Genomic DNA, 17,691 nt, shown 5'->3' with positions numbered 1-17,691 from the left:
TTTAAGCCTTATATTTACTGGCTTAAAGATTCCGAGAGATTATTTAGATAAACTGGAGGAAAAAGAAAGCTTGGCAGAGAAAGATCTGACGGAGAAATATTTAGAATCATTTTCTGATGTTTTTGCCGACATTCATAATGTATTATTGTTTCAGGAGGAGTTGATTCGGGAAGAAGAACTGGAAGATGGTCCGACGGAGAGTACATATAAAGCAGAAGAGGGAAATGTTCGTAACCAGTTTCGTGATACCTCAAAGTATTACCGGAACAGCGTGTATAAGCTGGCGCTTCTGGGAATCGAAAATGAAAGCAAAATAGAGAAGGATATACCTATCCGTATTATGGGATATGATTATACGGCATACCGTTCCCAGATAGACAGTGAGGATAACAGAAGATATCCTGTTATCACAACAGTTCTTAATTTTAGTGATACGGAGTGGAAGAGTCCAATGTCCTTGTATGACATACTGGATATACCGAAAAAATTGCAACCTTATGTGAATGATTATAAGATTCATGTTTTTAACATCGCATTTTTAACCAAAGAGACCAGAGATAAGTTCAAAAGTGATTTTAAGATAGTGGCAGATTTCTTTGCGGAAAAGCGTCTGGGAATCTATAATCCGGAAAAACATAAGGAAAAGATAAAGCATGTGGAAGCAGTATTAAATATGATTCAGGTATTTACAAATGATACGACCTATGACAAAATAGAAGCAGGAATAATTGAAAGAGCAAAGACAGGAGAGGTGATAACAATGTGTACATTTGCAGAAGAAATGACCAATAAGGGAATTGCAATAGGAGAAGCGCGCGGAATTGAAATAGGGGAAGCCCGTGGAATCGCACAGAATAAAATCAATGTTGCCAGAAACCTTCTGGATATTCTTTCAGATGAAGTAATTGCGGAAAAGGTAGAGTTAGATATAGAAGTGGTTCGGTCACTTCGAAGTTAGAAGAATGATATATTATAATACTATTGCATTTATTATTGAGGTTGTCTTAGAACAAAATGTTTTGAGATAACTTCTTTTTATATAAAAAGCTAATTGGGCAATTTCTATTAAGACGAATGAAAAAGTTTGTGCTATACTAACCAAAGAAAGGAGTGAAAATAAATGGACGAAATTACTGTTGTAGAAAAAATAGTGAATTATATAGAGAAGCATTTGAATGAAGATTTATCATTGGATAAAATAGCAAAAGATTTGAATTATTCAAAGTTTTATATTGCAAGAACGTTTTCAGAAAAAACAGGAGGTACAATTTACAAGTATATACAGGGACGCAGATTAACATTAGCAGCTCAGAAGCTGGTTGAAACCCAAAAGCCTATTATAGAAATCGCCTATGAAGCACATTACAATTCACAACAGGCATTCACTTTAGCATTTAGTCAATTGTATTTATGTACACCACAAATATATAGAAAAAAAGGGATTTTTTCTCCAAAGCAATTGAGCATTGGCATGAGAAGTGCGTTGTTCCATTTGTCATATACAAATCATATCAAAGGAGGTAAGATTGCAGCATGAGTACAATTCCTTATGTTATTGAGCAAACAAGTCATGGAGAAAGAAGTTATGACATTTTTTCGAGGCTTTTATCAGATAGAATAATATTTTTGGGAGAGGAAGTAAATGATGCTTCGGCAAGCTTAGTCATTGCACAGATGTTATTTTTAGAAGCACAAGATCCGGAAAAAGATATTCAACTATATATCAATAGTCCGGGTGGTTCTATTACAGCAGGATTTGCTATTTATGATACAATGCAATATATCAAATGTGATGTTTCTACAATATGTATAGGACTTGCAGCTAGCTTTGGGGCATTTCTCTTAGCTGGAGGAGCGAAAGGAAAACGTATCGCGCTTCCAAATGCAGAGATTATGATACATCAACCGGCAATTCATGGGAATGGTGTACAGGGGCAGGCGACAGATATAAAAATTGTGTCAGATCATATACAAAAAAGCAAACAACGATTAAACCGCATTTTATCAGAAAATACAGGAAAAACGATAGAAGAAATCAGCGTTGATACAGAACGTGATAATTATATGTCTGCGGAAGAAGCACTCAAATATGGATTGATTGATAAAATTATTGATAAAAGATAATATTTTTTTCTTGCCAAATAAAAAAAACTGTGCTATCATAATCAACATCGAAAAGACATTAGCAAAGTAAAGCGTTGAAGGAGACTCTTACTTTCAGAAGCCGACAGGAATGGGGCGTCACCGACTGAGAGCGCCGCTTGGAAGAGAAAGCAAAGGGAACACTCTGGAGCAGACTGGTTGAACTTAAGTAGGTCAGTACGTCAGTGCACGTTACGCACATAGAGAGGGAAGATGACGTCAGTCATTTTTCAATGCGGGTGGTACCGCGGATAATATATGAATTATTCGCCCCGGAATACAAATCAGTATTCCGGGGTTCTTTATATGCTCCGGAATGAAGAAAAGGAGTAGAAGAACATGAGCAACATTTACAGAGATGTAACATTGAATCAGGTAAGCGAAAATGATATTGGAAAGACAATCCGAGTAGCAGGATGGGTAGAGAACATCCGTGACCATGGTGGAGTATCTTTTATTGATTTAAGAGATATGTATGCTGTGATGCAGATTGTTATCCGTGATAGTAAGTTATTAGAGGGTATCCGCAAAGAGCAGGCACTTTCTATTGAAGGAATTATTGAAAAGAGAGATGAAGAAACATACAATCCTAAGATTCCTACCGGAACTATTGAATTAGATGCAAAGGATATTCAGGTCTTAGGAGAGGTATACACCACACTTCCTTTTGAAATCATGACAAGTAAGGAAGTAAGAGAAGATGTTCGTTTAAAATATCGTTACTTAGACCTTAGAAATCAAAAGGTTAAGGATAATATTATTTTCCGTTCCAAGGTGATTTCCTATTTAAGAGAAAAAATGACAGAGATGGGATTTTTAGAGGTTCAGACACCAATCCTTTGTGCATCCTCTCCGGAAGGTGCAAGAGACTATATTGTGCCGTCCAGAAAATATAAAGGTAAGTTTTATGCATTGCCACAGGCACCACAGCAGTATAAGCAGTTGTTGATGGTATCTGGTTTTGATAAGTATTTCCAGATTGCGCCATGTTTCCGTGATGAAGATGCAAGAGCAGACCGTTCTCCGGGAGAGTTCTATCAGTTAGACTTTGAAATGAGCTTTGCTACACAGGAAGATGTATTTGCAGTAGGAGAAGAAGTATTATCTGCAACCTTTGAAAAATTCGCACCGGAAGGAAGCATTGTAACACAGGCTCCTTATCCAATCATTAGCTACAAGCAGGCGATGTTGGAATTTGGTACAGATAAGCCGGATTTAAGAAATCCACTTCGTATCATCGATGTAACAGATTTCTTCCAGAAATGTACCTTTAAGCCATTTATCGGAAAAACAGTAAGAGCTATTAAAGTACATGCAGATATGTCCAAGGGATTCCATGAGAAATTGTTGAAATTCGCTACCGGAATCGGTATGGGTGGTCTTGGTTATCTGGAAGTATTAGAAGATGGAAGCTACAAAGGACCAATCGATAAGTTTATTCCGGCAGAATTAAAGGAAGAGTTCCGCAGCCTTGCCGGATTAGAAGTAGGAGATACTATTTTCTTCATGGCTGACAAGGAAGAACGTGCCGCATACTATGCAGGTATGATTCGTACCGAGTTAGGAGAAAAGTTAGATTTAATTGAGAAAAATGCATTCCGTTTCTGCTATGTAAATGACTTCCCAATGTTTGAGCGTGACCCGGAAACAAAGAAGATTGGATTTACCCATAACCCATTCTCCATGCCACAGGGCGGATTGGAAGCATTAGAAAATAAAGACCCATTGGATATTTTAGCTTACCAGTACGATATTGTATGTAATGGTATCGAATTATCCTCAGGTGCAGTTCGTAACCACGATATGCAGATTATGGAAAAAGCATTTGAGATTGCAGGTTATGATAAGGAAGTGCTGAAGAACAAGTTTGGAGCATTATACAATGCATTCCAGTTCGGAGCACCGCCACATGCAGGAATGGCACCGGGTGTAGACCGTATGATTATGCTTCTGCGAGGTGAAGAAAATATACGTGAAGTCATTGCATTCCCAATGAACGGAAATGCACAGGATTTGATGTGTGGGGCACCAAATGAAGTAACTGAGCAGCAGCTTCGTGAAGTGCATATTAAAGTAAGAGATTAAGAATTATCCTTATAAAAGGAGGAAGAAAGATGGCAAATATAATTTCAGACGAAACCATGGAATATGTAGGCATCCTTGCCAAGTTAGAGCTGTCTGAGGAAGAAAAGGAAGCAGCAAAAAAAGACATGGAAAGTATGCTTGATTATATTGATAAATTAAACGAATTAGATACTTCAAATGTAGAACCAATGTCTCATGTTTTCCCGGTAAAAAATGTATTCCGGGAAGACGTAGTAGAAAATGGCGACGGCGGTGAGGATACCCTTGCGAATGCTCCGGAGCGCAGAGACCGGGCGTTTGTGGTACCTAAGACCGTAGACCAGTAAAGAGAGGTGGCAGAATATGAAACTTTTAGAATTAACGGCTGTAGAACTGGGAAAGAAAATCAAAGCCGGTGAAGTGACGGTAGAGGAAGCCACCAAAGCCGCACTGGATGCCATTAAGGCGAAAGAAGAAAAGGTTCACAGCTTTGTGACAATAGATGAAGAAGGTGCTATGAAGCGCGCCAAGGAAGTACAGAAATTAATTGATGATGGAACTTTGACAGGACCATTAGCAGGTGTTCCGGTGGCAATCAAAGACAATCTTTGTACCAAGGGAATGCTTACGACCTGTAGTTCTAAGATATTGGAAAACTTTGTTCCAACCTATACCGCAGAGGCAGTTATCAATCTGGAAAAGGCAGGAGCAGTTATTATTGGAAAAACTAATATGGACGAATTTGCTATGGGAAGTACTACAGAGACTTCTGCCTATGGCGTAACCAAGAACCCATGGAATACAGAACACGTTCCGGGTGGTTCATCCGGTGGAAGCTGTGCAGCAGTAGCCGCAGAGGAGTGCTTTTATGCATTAGGCTCTGATACAGGCGGATCGATTCGTCAGCCTAGTTCTTTCTGTGGTGTGACAGGAATTAAGCCTACTTACGGAACCGTTTCACGTTATGGACTGATTGCTTACGGTTCTTCTTTAGACCAGATTGGACCGGTGGCAAAAGATGTAACTGACTGCGCAACCATTTTAGAAGCAATTACTTCTTATGACAAAAAAGATTCCACTTCTGTACAGCGAGAAGATACTGATTTTACTTCTGCATTAGTAGATGATGTAAAAGGTATGAAAATCGGTATTCCAAGAGATTATCTGGGCGAAGGATTAGACCCGGAGGTAAAGGAAGCTATTCTTGCAGCAGCAAAGACCTTAGAAGAAAAAGGTGCTGTTGTAGAAGAGTTCGACTTAAGTCTGGTGGAATATGCGATTCCGGCTTATTATGTTATTGCAGCAGCAGAAGCAAGTTCTAACTTAGCACGTTTTGATGGTGTAAAATACGGCTATCGTACCAAGGAGTACGAAGGACTTCACAATATGTATAAGAAATCCCGTTCCGAAGGCTTTGGACCGGAGGTGAAACGTCGTATTATGTTAGGATCCTTTGTATTAAGTTCCGGATACTATGATGCATATTATCTGAAAGCACTGCGTACGAAAGCATTGATTAAGCAGGCATTTGATAAGGCATTTGAAAAATATGACGTTATCTTAGGACCGGCAGCACCAACCACTGCCCCAAAATTGGGAGAATCCTTAAGTGATCCGTTGAAGATGTATTTGGGAGACGTGTACACTGTTTCTGTAAATTTAGCAGGACTTCCGGGAATTAGCTTACCATGCGGACTGGATTCCAAGGGATTGCCAATCGGACTTCAGATGATTGGTGACTGCTTTAAAGAGAAAAATATTATTCGTGCAGCTTACGCTTATGAACAGACCAGAACATATCAACACAGTCCGGTGGCACAGGACTAGAAAGGAGAGAAGATTATGAGTAAAGAATACGAAACCGTCATTGGACTGGAAGTCCATGTAGAATTAGCAACAAAAACAAAAATCTTCTGCTCCTGTTCCACAGCTTTCGGAAGTGCACCAAATACCCATACCTGTCCGGTATGTACCGGTATGCCGGGGTCTCTTCCGGTGTTAAATAAGCAGGTGGTAGAATATGCCATGGCAGTAGGTGTTGCAACCAACTGTCAGATTAACCAGTACAGCAAGTTTGACAGAAAGAATTATTTTTATCCTGATAATCCTCAGAACTATCAGATTTCCCAGTTGTATCTTCCGATTTGCCATGATGGTGGTATTGAGATTGAGACAGAAGCAGGAAAAAAGACCATCGGTATTCATGAGATTCATATGGAAGAGGATGCAGGAAAATTGGTGCATGATGATTGGGATGAGGTATCCTTAGTAGACTATAACCGTTCCGGTGTACCATTGATAGAAATTGTTTCCGAGCCGGATATGCGTTCCGCAGAGGAAGTTATCGCTTATCTGGAAAAACTGAGAATGATTATTCAATACCTTGGTGCTTCTGACTGTAAGATGCAGGAAGGCTCTATGCGTGCAGATGTAAACTTGTCTGTTCGTGAAGTAGGTGCCAAGGAATTTGGAACCCGTACTGAAATGAAGAATATTGGTTCTTTAAAAGCCATTGCAAGAGCTATTGAAGCGGAAACTGCACGTCAGATTGATTTAATCGAGTCTGGGGAAAAAGTGGTACAGGAGACCAGACGTTGGAATGATGACCAGGGATATTCCTATGCAATGCGTTCGAAAGAGGATGCACAGGATTATCGTTATTTCCCGGAACCGGACTTAGTACCAATTGTAATCAGCGATGAATGGTTACAGCAGGTAAAGGACAATCAGCCGGAGCTTCAGGACGAAAAATTGGCGCGTTACGAAGCAGAATTCGGTTTACCGGAATACGATGCAAAGATTTTAACTTCAACCAAGAAGTTGGCAGATTTGTTTGAGGCTACCACTGAATTATGTAAAAAGCCAAAGAAAGTGTCTAACTGGCTTATGGGAGAGACCATGCGTCTTTTAAAAGAGCATGATATGGATGCAGAAGACATCAAGTTCTCTCCAATCAATCTGGCAAAAATCATCGAACTGACAGAAGCAGGAACTATTAATGGTTCTGTAGCTAAGGAAGTTTTTGAAAAAGTATTTACTGAGGACATTGACCCGGATAAATATGTAGAGGAAAAAGGATTAAAGACCGTTAATGACGAAGGTGCTTTAAGAGAGACTATTGAACAGATTATCAAGGATAATCCACAGTCTGTAGAAGACTACCGCAATGGTAAGGAAAAAGCAATCGGATTCTTAGTAGGTCAGACAATGAAGGCTATGAAGGGAAAAGCAAATCCTGGAATGGTAAATCAAATTTTGAAAGAATTATTGTAAATTTGCAAAAGCCTATTGACAAAGGCGTGTATATACTGTATATATAAACATATACAGTATATACACGCCTTGCGCAGTTTACAGAAAAAATCAGGTCAGGAGGATTTTTATGCTAGAGATAGTAGATGTCAGTAAGAGAAAAGGAAACTTTTCCATGAAGAATATCAGTATTCAGCTTCCGGATGGATACATTATGGGACTGGTAGGAGCAAACGGCTCTGGTAAGACTACGTTGATTAAAATGTTGCTTGGGATTTTTACACCGGATAGTGGAAGTATCCGTGTTGATGGAAGAGAATATGGAAGCGAAGAACATGGCATCCGTGAGGATATTGGTTATGTACTTCAGGAGGAGTTATTTGATCCGGGCTTAAGTGCCGAGGAAAATGTAGATTATTATGGGCATTACTATAGCAGATATGATAAGGAACTTTGTCGAAAGTATATGGAAGAATTTGAATTGGGTAGTTCTAGGAAGTACAAGGTACTTTCCAAGGGAGAAAAGTTGAAACTTCAATTAGCATTTGCATTAGCACATAAACCAAAGTATTTGATTATGGATGAGCCCGCAGGAAATTTTGATCCGGATTTTGCGAAGATTTTTTATCGGATGTTAACCGATTTTGTATCGGACGGAGAACACAGTGTATTGTTATCCACACACCAGACAGAAGGGTTGGAACGAGTGGTAGATTATGTTACCTTTCTACAGAAAGGAGAATTGCTTTTTTCTGAAAATATTGAAACATTGCATAGTCGCTACAAAATGATACGAGGAGAGAGCTACAAGATAAAACTTTTGCCAAAGGAACGCATTATTTACATGGAAGAGGGCGAATATGGAGCAAAAGCACTGGTTGTGAACAGTCGCCTTCATCCTTTTGATGCTACGCTTGTAGTAGAGGATGCTACAATAGAAGAAATGATGTATTTTATGACCAAGGGAGGCAGAATATGAGAAAAAAGAATATGTGTGTCGTGGTGTGTCGTGATATGCTGACGCAGATAAGGAATTATAAGTGGTTCAAATCCAATAAGGACAATGGTTCGATAACTTTTTTTTGGGTGATATATTTTTTATGTATTATGCCATTAATATGGGATGCATTTGAGAATATAAAAACAGCAGTTCTTTATTTTGCATTTGCCATAGCGTTTGTTTTTAGTATGCTGTTGGGGACGATTTGTCCCATGCGTTTGCCTAAAATTATGTACCTGTGTCCCATGGAAGCAGAAGAACGTAGGAAGTATCTGTTGACTTCTTATGTAACAAAGGTTTTGCTTTCCATATTGTTAAGTTGCATTCTAGAGGCAGTACCCTATGCATTGGGATATGTAACTTGGTATTCGGCTTTTATGGCTGTTTTTTCTATTGCCATGTTGTCCATAAGTATAAATATGGCAGGCGGAGACAGAGCCTTTCAGCCTTCTGATACAAAGGACAGGGCTTTGAAAAAAAGATGTTCCGGTTATACGGGTTGGCTGATTGGACAGCAGATTTATGCAGTTTTCTATTTTATTGTAATGTTTGTAGGGCAGGAGATGACCAGCGAGAAAAACATACCATGGGCTGCACTTGTGTTTTATATGATTTCAACTGTCATAAATTTGTTTTTAACTTTAAAGTTGTTGACGTTTTTTAAAGGAACACTTGCCGTGCTGATGAATTATGAAACAGTCTACGAAACAGAGGAAGCAAGGAAGGTGACAGCATGAAAATTATCATACAATCTCAGGGAACCATGGCAATCTATGAGCAGATTGTAAATCAGTTGAAGCAGGCAATTTCCAGTAAAGAGCTGGTGGCAGGAGAAGCGCTTCCCTCCATTCGTGCACTGGCATCGGAACTTCAGGTCAGTGTTATCACCACCAAGCGCGCCTATGAAGAACTGGAAAAGGAAGGACTCATACGTTCCGTAGCAGGTAAGGGCTTCTATGTATGTGAATTTAATACGGATTATTTGCGGGAAAAACAGTTGGTGCTGTTAGAAAAAAGATTTTCAGAAGTAATAGCAGATGCCAGAAGAGCAGGATTGACCAAAGAAGAAATTGCACAAATGGCACAGACCTTGTGCGAGGAAGTAGAGTAGGGGGGAGAAGGATGATATTGGAGTTGGAACATGTAACAGGAACGAACCGTCATTTTCATGTAGAGGATATCAGTTTTTCACTGGAACCGGGATACATTATGGGGCTGGCAGGGAAAAACGGAGCAGGAAAGACAACATTGTTACATCATATTTTAGATAAAAAGAAGAAGTATCATGGAACTATTCGCCTGTTGGACGAAGACATTCACAAGGATCATAATAAAACCTTAGACAGGATAGGATTTGTGTCAGATGAAAATTATTTTCTTATGAATGATAATGTCTGGGATAATGCAACACTTTATGGTAGCTTTTATACAAATTGGTCGATTGAAAGATTTCAAGAGGCTGCGGAACGGATGCAGATATCCCGGTATAAGATTCTGCGAACACTTTCCAGAGGAGAATTTATCAAGTTTCAAATGGCGTTTGCCATGGCACACAAACCGGCACTCTATATTTTAGATGAGGCAACTGCAGGTATGGACCCTATGTTTCGAAGAGAGTTTTTCCAGATTCTATCAGAACTGATACAGACGGAGGAAGCATCCATTTTGATGACAACCCATAGTAGTGAAGAGATGGAAAAGAGAATGGATTACATAGGGATTATGGAAAAGGGCAAGTTGTTATCTTTTAAAGAAAGTGGGGAAGTTTAATGGAAAGCATAAAAAAGTTTGAAGAACATTTTGCGGATTATGGAAAGGGAACAAATGGATTTGGGCATTTGGGGTATCGGATACTTACCTGTATATTTGCAGGTATTATGGAGATGGGAATGTTTTTTCCGATAGATATTGTGATTGAAAAAAATAAGGAATCAATGTTTTTTCCACTCATGATGGGGGTACTTTCATCGGTAGCTGTGTTTTGTGAAATATCTCCTTATGTGGTACAGCGGGAAGAAGGAGAAGGCATCAGTATCTATAAAAAACTTAGTTATGTTCCGGTGGAAAAAAGACAAATAAGAAAGGGCTTGATGCAAAAGTTGTTTCGTTATATTGGAATAAGTATGGGATTTGCAGTAGTGCAGCAGGTAGGGATGACATTGATTGTCTGCCCACAGTTTGTATGGCAGAATCTATTATATGCAGTTTTGGTAGCGGGGGTATTACCAGTGGTTGTGGGGATGATTCAAATTTTAATAAGAACATAGAAAAGAGCGAATAACAATGAAAAAAGGAATAACATTTTTTGTTTTAATTTTTTGGATGGCAGTGATATTTTATTTTTCTGCCCAGACGGGTGGAAAATCTTCGGACATAAGTCAGTCAGTAGGATATCGCATTGCAGAGAGTATAAGCAATTGTTTTCATCTGGACAAAACAACAGAAGAGTTGTCACAACAGGCAGAGCAGATGCAACTAGTAATAAGAAAAGGAGCACATATGACGGAATATGCCATATTGGCAATTTTTACGTTATTGCATATATGCTGTTATCGGGGAAAGCCCAAAAAATTCTGGTGGTGGAGTTGGGGATTTTGCATTTTGTATGCAGCAACAGATGAGATACATCAGCTATTTGTGCCGGGCAGGGAAGGAAGATTTCTGGATGTTTGTATTGATTCCATAGGAAGTCTGATTGGAATACTACTATTTATGTTAGTATATGCAAAGTGTTTAAAGAGGAAGGAAACCAGGTAAGTTTTTACATTTCTCTTACAACTTTTTGCATATTTCATAAGAAAACTTTGATATAATTTTCACAGAATAGACAATAAAAAAGGCGGGGCAAAAATGATACAGATATTAATCGTGGAAGACGATCCAAATATAGCAAAGTTGATAGAGGCTACAGTTGCCATTGGCGGATATCAGGGAACGGTGTGTAATAATGGGAAGGAAGCATTTGAAAAAATGGAGAACCAAAGTTACGATCTGGTACTCTTAGATGTAATGCTACCGGATATGAGCGGTTTTGAGATTATGCGTAATCGGACGAACACGGAAACACCGGTTATTTTTATTACGGCAAAACAGGAATTGACAGATAAGGTGAGAGGGCTTCGACTTGGTGCTGAGGACTATATTGTAAAGCCTTTCGAGGCAATGGAACTGTTGGCGCGAATTGAGGTTATATTACGGAGAGTGAAAAAAACCGAGAATACCTATAATTATGGAAACATTTCTGTAAATGTAGAGGAACATACTTGTAAGTGCAGTGGAGAAGAAGTGTATCTTACACCGAAAGAATTTGAGGTGTTAGTATTTTTTATTCAGCACAGAGATGTGGCAATTTCCAGAGAACGACTGTTGACAGCAGTATGGGGATATGAATACGAAGGAGAGACGAGAACCATCGACATTCATATTCAGCAGTTGAGAAAGAAACTGAATCTAAAGGATAAACTGATAACGATTCCAAAGCTTGGATATCGTTTGGAAAGTATAAAGGAGTAGGAGATGAAACTTTGGCAAAAGATTTTTCTCTATACGTTAATACTGGTGATGCTGGCAGTAGGTGTGACCAGTATTTTATTATTGGAAAACAGCTATTCATTGGCGATGAACCAGAGAAAACAGAGTGCGTATAGTGAACATGAATTTTTTATTTCCAACTTTAAAAGTATGGTAATTACAGAGCGGTTAAAGGAAAATTCCGTGGTGCTGGATGAAGCAAAAGTGGAAAGGCTCATGAAGGAAATCATGGAGGAAGATGCCGGCAGTAGTACGATTTTTTTAGATGGAAATCGTGAGCAAATATGTGCAAATAAAAAAGAAGAAATCCCGGAGGAACTGCTTGCATTGGTAGAAAAAGAAACCGTTACCTGTATGCAGGGAAAAGGGAAAAAAATGTATACGGCATCTCAGGAACGAATTGAGAGTGTTGATTATTATTTTGTTACAGTACAGGACATTTCTGATGTAATTGAGATTCATGAGGATATGCTTCAGCGAATTCGGATTATCAGTATGGGATGTGCAATAGGAATAGCGGTAATTCTCTTGATTGTAGTAAAGCTGTTGTTGTTGCCGTTGCAGAAAATGAATGCGGGAACTAAGGCGATTGCTCAGGGAGAATATGAAAAGCGCATTCCGGAAGCGGGCAGTGATGAATTATCGGAACTGGCACATAATATGAATTCTATGGCAGAGGCTGTGGAGAAGAATGTAAAGGCATTAGAGGATGTAGCAGAAAATCGTAAGCAATTTATTGATAACCTGGCCCATGAAATGAAGACACCGCTTACTTCTATTTTAGGGTTTGCAGACTTGCTTCAGATAAAAAAAGATATTTCCGAAGAGGGAAGGATTGAATATGCCGGTATTATTAAGGAAGAGGCATCCAGAATGCGGACTCTTTCCGGAAAGCTAATGGAGCTTATTACAGTAGGAGAGGCAAATGTAGAGTGGGAGAAGGAAGAGATGCAGGCCTTGTTCGACGAAATAGGGGCCTCTCTGAAAGTAGTTGCAGAAAAACAGAACATGATATTAAGCTGTGAATCGGAACCAGGAGAACTGATAATTGATCGGGAATTATTCAAGTCTCTTATCTATAATCTTGTGGATAATTCTATCAAAGCTTCGAATGAAGGTGGAAGAATCCGAGTAGACGGGTATTTCATTGGAGAAGAATTTGTAATTATTGTGGAGGATGAAGGAATTGGAATTCCAACAGAGGAATTAGAGAAGATAACACAAGCATTTTATATGGTGGATAAGGCGCGAAGCAGAAAAAAGGGCGGTGCAGGACTTGGACTTGCACTGTGCGCGGAAATTGTAGAAAGTCATCAGGGAACCATGAAGTTTGAAAGTGAAATTCATCAGGGTACCCGCGTGATTGTCAAAATGAAGGGAGGGCAGTCAGATGAAAAATAAAAAGGCAAGCTCTTTTTTTGTAACGTTATTATGTGCCATATTGATTCTTAGCGTAGGCTACATAGGAATTGTAAAGAGTGGAAAAATGCTGCTCTGCAATGAGGAAAAACCACAGAAGGTTACCTTTGAAAACACCAGTTCAAATATTTTTTATGGAAAAATAGAAGATGATATTCAGCTGTTTCCATGGAATTATTATGGCCGCAATGAAATGTCAAATTATGTAGAGAATTTTGTGGATGAACCGGAGAACCTGAGTGGAATAGAAGAGAAGCTTTATTGTATGGAGGCACTACATTGTGGTGTGGACCTGGATACAATAGAAATGTTTTATGAAAAAAAAGGAAGTGGAATTATGGATAACGTTTCCATTTCTAATACAGAGTATGGTCCGATTTTTTTCTATCAGGATATTCTGGAGTTGAGAGGCGAACAATATCAGGTAAAGATAGCATTTTCAGAGTATATGTTATGGAGTTTTAGTTGCATGAAGTATCATGGAGATGGAATAAGAAATACGGAAGCCTGGGAAGAAGGAAAAGAGAAACTTAGAAAGATACTTGATTTGTATCAAGATGAGATTAATATGTGCGTTTACGATATGGAATATTACTATTTGGATGGTTTTTATGACACGGAAGAAACAGATGAAATAATGGAGATGGCAGATGGAGATAATTCTTTTTACGAAGATTGCTATGCCAGTGCGTTTGCGAAAATGCAGAAGGTACTAGAGGTGTCTTCCAGTACAGATGAGAAAGTTTCGTTCCAGTGGGGGGAGAAAGAAAATGAGGCGTACACACAGGAAGAAGAGTGTTCTTATCAGATTATTGAACTAAATGATGTGATTCTGTTGCTTATGCAAAAAGAGTATTGTTATGGGGGAGTATATTATGATCCGGTCAACCAAGAGTTTTGTGGTTACAATATTTTTATGCAATGATAAACAAAATATGAATAGAATCTAAAATTTTTCGAAAGCCTTTGAAAAAGCGGTTGTACAATAATTCTCCTTGAATTATAATAAAAACAGATTCTGTATATAAGAATCAGAAGAAAAGAGGAGAATGAAAATGGACGATAAAGAAAAGTTTGATGATACAGAGTTAGATACTTCGGTTTCGGAGCAAGAAGCAGAGGTACAAAAAGATGACGATAACGATTATGAGGATATTTGCTATATTTGTCGAAGACCTGAGAGTAAAGCAGGGAAGATGATAAAAATACCAAGTAATATTTGTATTTGTTCTGACTGCATGCAGAAGACCTTTGACAGTATGAATCATACAGGATTTCCTATGGGAGATTTCGGAAATATGAATGGCATGCCTAATATCAGTCTGGTAAATCTTTCTGATTTACAGAATATGAATATGGTGCCAAAGAGTCAGAAGTTAAAGAAAAAGAAGCCAAAGGAAGATAAGAAAGCAGCGCCGGTATTGGATATTAAGTCTATTCCGGCACCACACAAGATTAAGGCAAGTTTAGATGAATATGTGGTAGGACAGGAAAAAGCCAAAAAAGTAATGTCTGTTGCCGTATACAATCACTATAAGAGAATTGCTTGTGACAATCTGGATGGAATTGAGATTGAGAAGTCTAATATGCTGATGGTAGGACCTACCGGAAGCGGTAAGACTTACATGGTAAAGACTTTGGCAAAGCTTTTGGATGTGCCTCTTGCCATTGCAGATGCAACCTCTCTTACAGAGGCCGGATATATCGGTGATGATATTGAAAGTGTAGTATCTAAGCTCTTGGCAGCAGCAGATAATGACGTAGAACGGGCAGAGCATGGAATTATATTCATTGATGAGATTGATAAGATTGCCAAAAAGAAAAATACCAATCAGAGAGATGTCAGTGGGGAAAGTGTGCAGCAGGGGATGTTAAAGCTCTTAGAGGGAGCAGAAATTGAAGTTCCGGTGGGCGCTAACAGCAAGAACGCTATGGTACCTATGGTGACAGTGAATACCAAGGATATTCTCTTTATTTGTGGTGGAGCGTTCCCGGATTTAGAAGGGATTATTAAAGAGCGTTTAAATAAGCATTCGTCTATGGGATTCCAGGCTGATTTAAAGGATAAATACGATAAAGAAGAGAATCTGCTTCATCAGGTTGCAGTAGAGGATATTCGTAAGTATGGTATGATTCCGGAATTTTTAGGACGTCTTCCGATTATCTTTGCATTGGATGCGTTATCAGAAGATATGTTGGTAAGAATTTTAGAAGAGCCGAAGAATGCCATTATCAAGCAGTACAAAAAACTGTTGGCAATGGATGAGGTGAAGCTGGAGTTTGAACCGGAGGCATTACGTGCTATTGCAAGAAAGGCAAAGAAAAAGGACGTGGGAGCAAGAGCTTTGCGTGCTATTATTGAGGAGTTCATGCTGGATATTATGTATGAAATTCCGAAGGATGATAATATAGGGACGGTTACAATTACTGAGGACTACATAGAGAATAAGGGAGGTCCGGTAATTGCTATGAGAGGTTGCCCGGAGTTGGAAGATAATAGTACAGCAAGTACAGCAGGAGTATAAAAGACACCAAAACCGGAATACATCATATGTTAGTAAAAAAGAAAGATAGAAACATATGGACTGTGAAGAGGCAGTATATTCCAATGATTATTATGATTTTATAACAGAAAGATTTAGCGGAATCATTGGAGAAATTTCGGGATATTGTATGCAGAACATCAACAATGTATATGATGTTATTTATGCTTCAAGAGAAGGGTTACTTCCCTTAAGCATTGCAAATTATTCCTATTCAGCTATTCCACAGTGTTTTGCCCTGATGGATGAAAGTGCATTGGAGGCAAGTGGAATATTGCGGCTTCATAATTATCCCACGTTAGGTTTAAAGGGGCAGGGCGTTTTGATTGGATTTGTGGATACCGGAATTGATTACCGTAATCCGGTATTCCAAAATCCGGATGGAAGCAGTAGAATTGCAGCAATCTGGGATCAGACAGAGAGAAGTGGAACGCCTCCCGAGGGATTTTTATATGGAAGTGAATACCGGAAGGAAGTAATAGATGAAGCATTAGCAAGTCAGAGACCGGAGAACATAGTTCCTTCTAATGACGTTAATGGTCATGGAACTTTTCTTGCCAGTGTGGCAGCTGGAAGTGAAATGCCACAGGAAGATTTTTCAGGGGCGGCACCTTATGCACAGATTGCTATGGTAAAATTGAAAGAAGCAAAAGAAAATTTGCGGGAATTTTATTTTATCCCGGAGGATGCAACGGTTTATCAGGAAAATGATATTATGGCAGGGGTATCCTATCTGGAGAAGTTGGCAAGTGATTTGAATATGCCTCTTGTTGTGTGTATTTCTGTTGGAACGAATACAGGAAGTCGCGGCAGTGGGAACAATCCGCTGAGGGCCGTATTAGAGGCAACTGCATTAAGAAGAAGGAGAGGTGTGGTGGTTGCTGCGGGAAATGAAGGAAACCAGAGACATCATTTTGCAGGAGAACTTTCAGAAGGGCAAGAATACCAAAATGTAGAAATTAGTGTGGGAGAAGGAGTGTCTGGTTTCATTTTAGAAATGTGGGCAAGTGCTCCGCAACTATTTGTAGTGGAAATTGTGTCACCTACCGGAGAACGAATTCCCAAGGAATTTATTTTGTCCGGAGGGAAAGAGTACACCTTTTTACTTGAAAATACTACAGTTTCCATAGATTATCGGATTACAACACTTTCCGGTGGCGATCAGCTGATTTTTATGCGTTTTGCAAGGCCGGTACAAGGAATATGGAATATTCGAGTTTATAGGCAGTCGGTCTATGCGGAACGATATCATATGTGGCTGCCAATGGAAGAAATGCTTACAGGAGAGGTTTATTTTATTCGTTCCAATCCGGATACCACGATTACTACACCGGGAAATGCATATAGTGCCATAACAGTGACTGCTTATGATGTAAGGGATAATAGTATTTTTATTGATGCAAGCAGAGGATATACAGTGACAGGAATGGTAAAACCGGACTTTGCAGCTCCGGGGGTTAATGTATATGGTGCCGGAAAGAGAAATCAATTTACTACCCGAAGTGGAACAAGCGTTGCAGCGGCAGTTACCAGTGGGGCGGTGGCATTGATGTTGGAATGGGCAGTAGTTCGTGGAAACTACACCCTTATTAGTAACATTGATATTAAAAATATTTTCATACGGGGAACAAAGCAGGACCCGGGAAGAACATATCCCAATCGAGAGTGGGGGTATGGAAGACTTGATTTGTATCAGGCATTCGAGAATTTTCGCGTTAGGTAGTGGAAGGTAAGGTTGAA

The 17,691-nt window shown here is 39.2% G+C and carries 18 protein-coding genes; all 18 read left to right on the top strand.

The features are described from left to right. Nucleotides 1-70: 70 nt before the first annotated feature. The 18 genes from BIV20_RS11510 (at nt 71) to BIV20_RS11425 (ending at nt 17,674) form a co-directional block, all read left to right on the top strand. Nucleotides 71-958 carry an Rpn family recombination-promoting nuclease/putative transposase gene (locus tag BIV20_RS11510; protein WP_075720872.1) on the top strand — a complete coding sequence of 296 codons (888 nt, stop codon included), beginning with the start codon at nt 71-73 and terminating at the stop codon, nt 956-958. A gap of 162 nt (nt 959-1,120) precedes the next feature. Further along, a complete protein-coding gene (locus BIV20_RS11505) occupies nt 1,121-1,537 on the top strand; it encodes a helix-turn-helix domain-containing protein (RefSeq protein WP_075720871.1) in 417 nt (138 codons plus the stop codon). Further along, the gene (gene clpP, locus BIV20_RS11500) at nt 1,534-2,124 is read left to right on the top strand and encodes an ATP-dependent Clp endopeptidase proteolytic subunit ClpP (protein WP_075720870.1); all 591 of its coding nucleotides are present in this window, start codon (nt 1,534-1,536) and stop codon (nt 2,122-2,124) included. The genes BIV20_RS11505 and clpP overlap by 4 nt, the downstream gene beginning before the upstream one ends. Nucleotides 2,125-2,481: 357 nt before the next feature. Further along, nucleotides 2,482-4,227 carry an aspartate--tRNA ligase gene (gene aspS, locus BIV20_RS11495; RefSeq protein ID WP_075720869.1) on the top strand — a complete coding sequence of 582 codons (1,746 nt, stop codon included), beginning with the start codon at nt 2,482-2,484 and terminating at the stop codon, nt 4,225-4,227. A gap of 29 nt (nt 4,228-4,256) precedes the next feature. Further along, nucleotides 4,257-4,553: an Asp-tRNA(Asn)/Glu-tRNA(Gln) amidotransferase subunit GatC gene (gene gatC, locus BIV20_RS11490; RefSeq protein WP_075720868.1), complete on the top strand. Its 297-nt coding sequence runs from the start codon at nt 4,257-4,259 to the stop codon at nt 4,551-4,553. A 16-nt stretch (nt 4,554-4,569) separates the two neighbouring features. After that, the gene (gatA, locus tag BIV20_RS11485; protein ID WP_075720867.1) at nt 4,570-6,033 is read left to right on the top strand and encodes an Asp-tRNA(Asn)/Glu-tRNA(Gln) amidotransferase subunit GatA; all 1,464 of its coding nucleotides are present in this window, start codon (nt 4,570-4,572) and stop codon (nt 6,031-6,033) included. Between the two features lie 15 nt (nt 6,034-6,048). Then, a complete protein-coding gene (gatB, locus tag BIV20_RS11480) occupies nt 6,049-7,479 on the top strand; it encodes an Asp-tRNA(Asn)/Glu-tRNA(Gln) amidotransferase subunit GatB (protein ID WP_075720866.1) in 1,431 nt (476 codons plus the stop codon). 109 nt (nt 7,480-7,588) lie between these two features. After that, nucleotides 7,589-8,437 (top strand): ABC transporter ATP-binding protein, encoded by an 849-nt coding sequence (locus BIV20_RS11475; protein WP_075720865.1) that lies wholly within the window; start codon nt 7,589-7,591, stop codon nt 8,435-8,437. Continuing rightward, complete coding sequence (locus BIV20_RS11470; RefSeq protein WP_075720864.1) at nt 8,434-9,195, top strand: hypothetical protein; 762 nt, start codon at nt 8,434-8,436, stop codon at nt 9,193-9,195. The genes BIV20_RS11475 and BIV20_RS11470 overlap by 4 nt, the downstream gene beginning before the upstream one ends. Next, nucleotides 9,192-9,569 carry a GntR family transcriptional regulator gene (locus BIV20_RS11465; RefSeq protein ID WP_075720863.1) on the top strand — a complete coding sequence of 126 codons (378 nt, stop codon included), beginning with the start codon at nt 9,192-9,194 and terminating at the stop codon, nt 9,567-9,569. The genes BIV20_RS11470 and BIV20_RS11465 overlap by 4 nt, the downstream gene beginning before the upstream one ends. 11 nt (nt 9,570-9,580) lie before the next feature. Then, nucleotides 9,581-10,228 (top strand): ATP-binding cassette domain-containing protein, encoded by a 648-nt coding sequence (locus tag BIV20_RS11460; protein WP_075720862.1) that lies wholly within the window; start codon nt 9,581-9,583, stop codon nt 10,226-10,228. Further along, nucleotides 10,228-10,725, top strand: a complete 498-nt coding sequence (locus BIV20_RS11455) for a hypothetical protein (RefSeq protein WP_075720861.1) — start codon at nt 10,228-10,230, stop codon at nt 10,723-10,725. The genes BIV20_RS11460 and BIV20_RS11455 overlap by 1 nt, the downstream gene beginning before the upstream one ends. Before the next feature lie 16 nt (nt 10,726-10,741). Further along, nucleotides 10,742-11,215 carry a VanZ family protein gene (locus tag BIV20_RS11450; RefSeq protein ID WP_075720860.1) on the top strand — a complete coding sequence of 158 codons (474 nt, stop codon included), beginning with the start codon at nt 10,742-10,744 and terminating at the stop codon, nt 11,213-11,215. Nucleotides 11,216-11,308: 93 nt separating this feature from the next. Then, entirely contained in the window at nt 11,309-11,971 is a 663-nt protein-coding gene (locus tag BIV20_RS11445) for a response regulator transcription factor (protein ID WP_075720859.1), read from the top strand. Nucleotides 11,972-11,974: 3 nt separating this feature from the next. After that, nucleotides 11,975-13,390: a HAMP domain-containing sensor histidine kinase gene (locus BIV20_RS11440; RefSeq protein ID WP_075720858.1), complete on the top strand. Its 1,416-nt coding sequence runs from the start codon at nt 11,975-11,977 to the stop codon at nt 13,388-13,390. Then, a complete protein-coding gene (locus BIV20_RS11435) occupies nt 13,380-14,333 on the top strand; it encodes a hypothetical protein (protein ID WP_075720857.1) in 954 nt (317 codons plus the stop codon). Before BIV20_RS11440 ends, BIV20_RS11435 begins: the two co-directional genes overlap by 11 nt. 124 nt (nt 14,334-14,457) lie before the next feature. Next, on the top strand, nt 14,458-15,933 hold the full coding sequence (clpX, locus tag BIV20_RS11430) for an ATP-dependent Clp protease ATP-binding subunit ClpX (protein ID WP_075720856.1): 1,476 nt from the start codon (nt 14,458-14,460) through the stop codon (nt 15,931-15,933). 55 nt (nt 15,934-15,988) lie between these two features. Continuing rightward, nucleotides 15,989-17,674 carry a S8 family peptidase gene (locus BIV20_RS11425; protein ID WP_075720855.1) on the top strand — a complete coding sequence of 562 codons (1,686 nt, stop codon included), beginning with the start codon at nt 15,989-15,991 and terminating at the stop codon, nt 17,672-17,674. The last annotated feature ends 17 nt before the right edge of the window (nt 17,675-17,691 follow it).

The sequence above is a fragment of the Roseburia sp. 499 genome (assembly GCF_001940225.2).
Lineage (GTDB): Bacteria > Bacillota > Clostridia > Lachnospirales > Lachnospiraceae > Petralouisia.
The sequence above is the reverse complement of the archived record's forward strand: the minus strand, read 5'-3'. Positions and strand labels throughout refer to the sequence as shown.

What these genes read in the sequence shown, in the direction of transcription:
- BIV20_RS11505 (WP_075720871.1), top strand. Translation starts at nt 1,121, where the DNA reads ATGGACGAAATTACTGTTGTAGAAAAAATAGTGAATTATATAGAGAAG.
- clpP (WP_075720870.1), top strand. Translation starts at nt 1,534, where the DNA reads ATGAGTACAATTCCTTATGTTATTGAGCAAACAAGTCATGGAGAAAGA.
- aspS (WP_075720869.1), top strand. Translation starts at nt 2,482, where the DNA reads ATGAGCAACATTTACAGAGATGTAACATTGAATCAGGTAAGCGAAAAT.
- gatC (WP_075720868.1), top strand. Translation starts at nt 4,257, where the DNA reads ATGGCAAATATAATTTCAGACGAAACCATGGAATATGTAGGCATCCTT.
- gatA (WP_075720867.1), top strand. Translation starts at nt 4,570, where the DNA reads ATGAAACTTTTAGAATTAACGGCTGTAGAACTGGGAAAGAAAATCAAA.
- gatB (WP_075720866.1), top strand. Translation starts at nt 6,049, where the DNA reads ATGAGTAAAGAATACGAAACCGTCATTGGACTGGAAGTCCATGTAGAA.
- BIV20_RS11475 (WP_075720865.1), top strand. Translation starts at nt 7,589, where the DNA reads ATGCTAGAGATAGTAGATGTCAGTAAGAGAAAAGGAAACTTTTCCATG.
- BIV20_RS11470 (WP_075720864.1), top strand. Translation starts at nt 8,434, where the DNA reads ATGAGAAAAAAGAATATGTGTGTCGTGGTGTGTCGTGATATGCTGACG.
- BIV20_RS11465 (WP_075720863.1), top strand. Translation starts at nt 9,192, where the DNA reads ATGAAAATTATCATACAATCTCAGGGAACCATGGCAATCTATGAGCAG.
- BIV20_RS11460 (WP_075720862.1), top strand. Translation starts at nt 9,581, where the DNA reads ATGATATTGGAGTTGGAACATGTAACAGGAACGAACCGTCATTTTCAT.
- BIV20_RS11455 (WP_075720861.1), top strand. Translation starts at nt 10,228, where the DNA reads ATGGAAAGCATAAAAAAGTTTGAAGAACATTTTGCGGATTATGGAAAG.
- BIV20_RS11450 (WP_075720860.1), top strand. Translation starts at nt 10,742, where the DNA reads ATGAAAAAAGGAATAACATTTTTTGTTTTAATTTTTTGGATGGCAGTG.
- BIV20_RS11445 (WP_075720859.1), top strand. Translation starts at nt 11,309, where the DNA reads ATGATACAGATATTAATCGTGGAAGACGATCCAAATATAGCAAAGTTG.
- BIV20_RS11440 (WP_075720858.1), top strand. Translation starts at nt 11,975, where the DNA reads ATGAAACTTTGGCAAAAGATTTTTCTCTATACGTTAATACTGGTGATG.
- BIV20_RS11435 (WP_075720857.1), top strand. Translation starts at nt 13,380, where the DNA reads ATGAAAAATAAAAAGGCAAGCTCTTTTTTTGTAACGTTATTATGTGCC.
- clpX (WP_075720856.1), top strand. Translation starts at nt 14,458, where the DNA reads ATGAAAATGGACGATAAAGAAAAGTTTGATGATACAGAGTTAGATACT.
- BIV20_RS11425 (WP_075720855.1), top strand. Translation starts at nt 15,989, where the DNA reads ATGGACTGTGAAGAGGCAGTATATTCCAATGATTATTATGATTTTATA.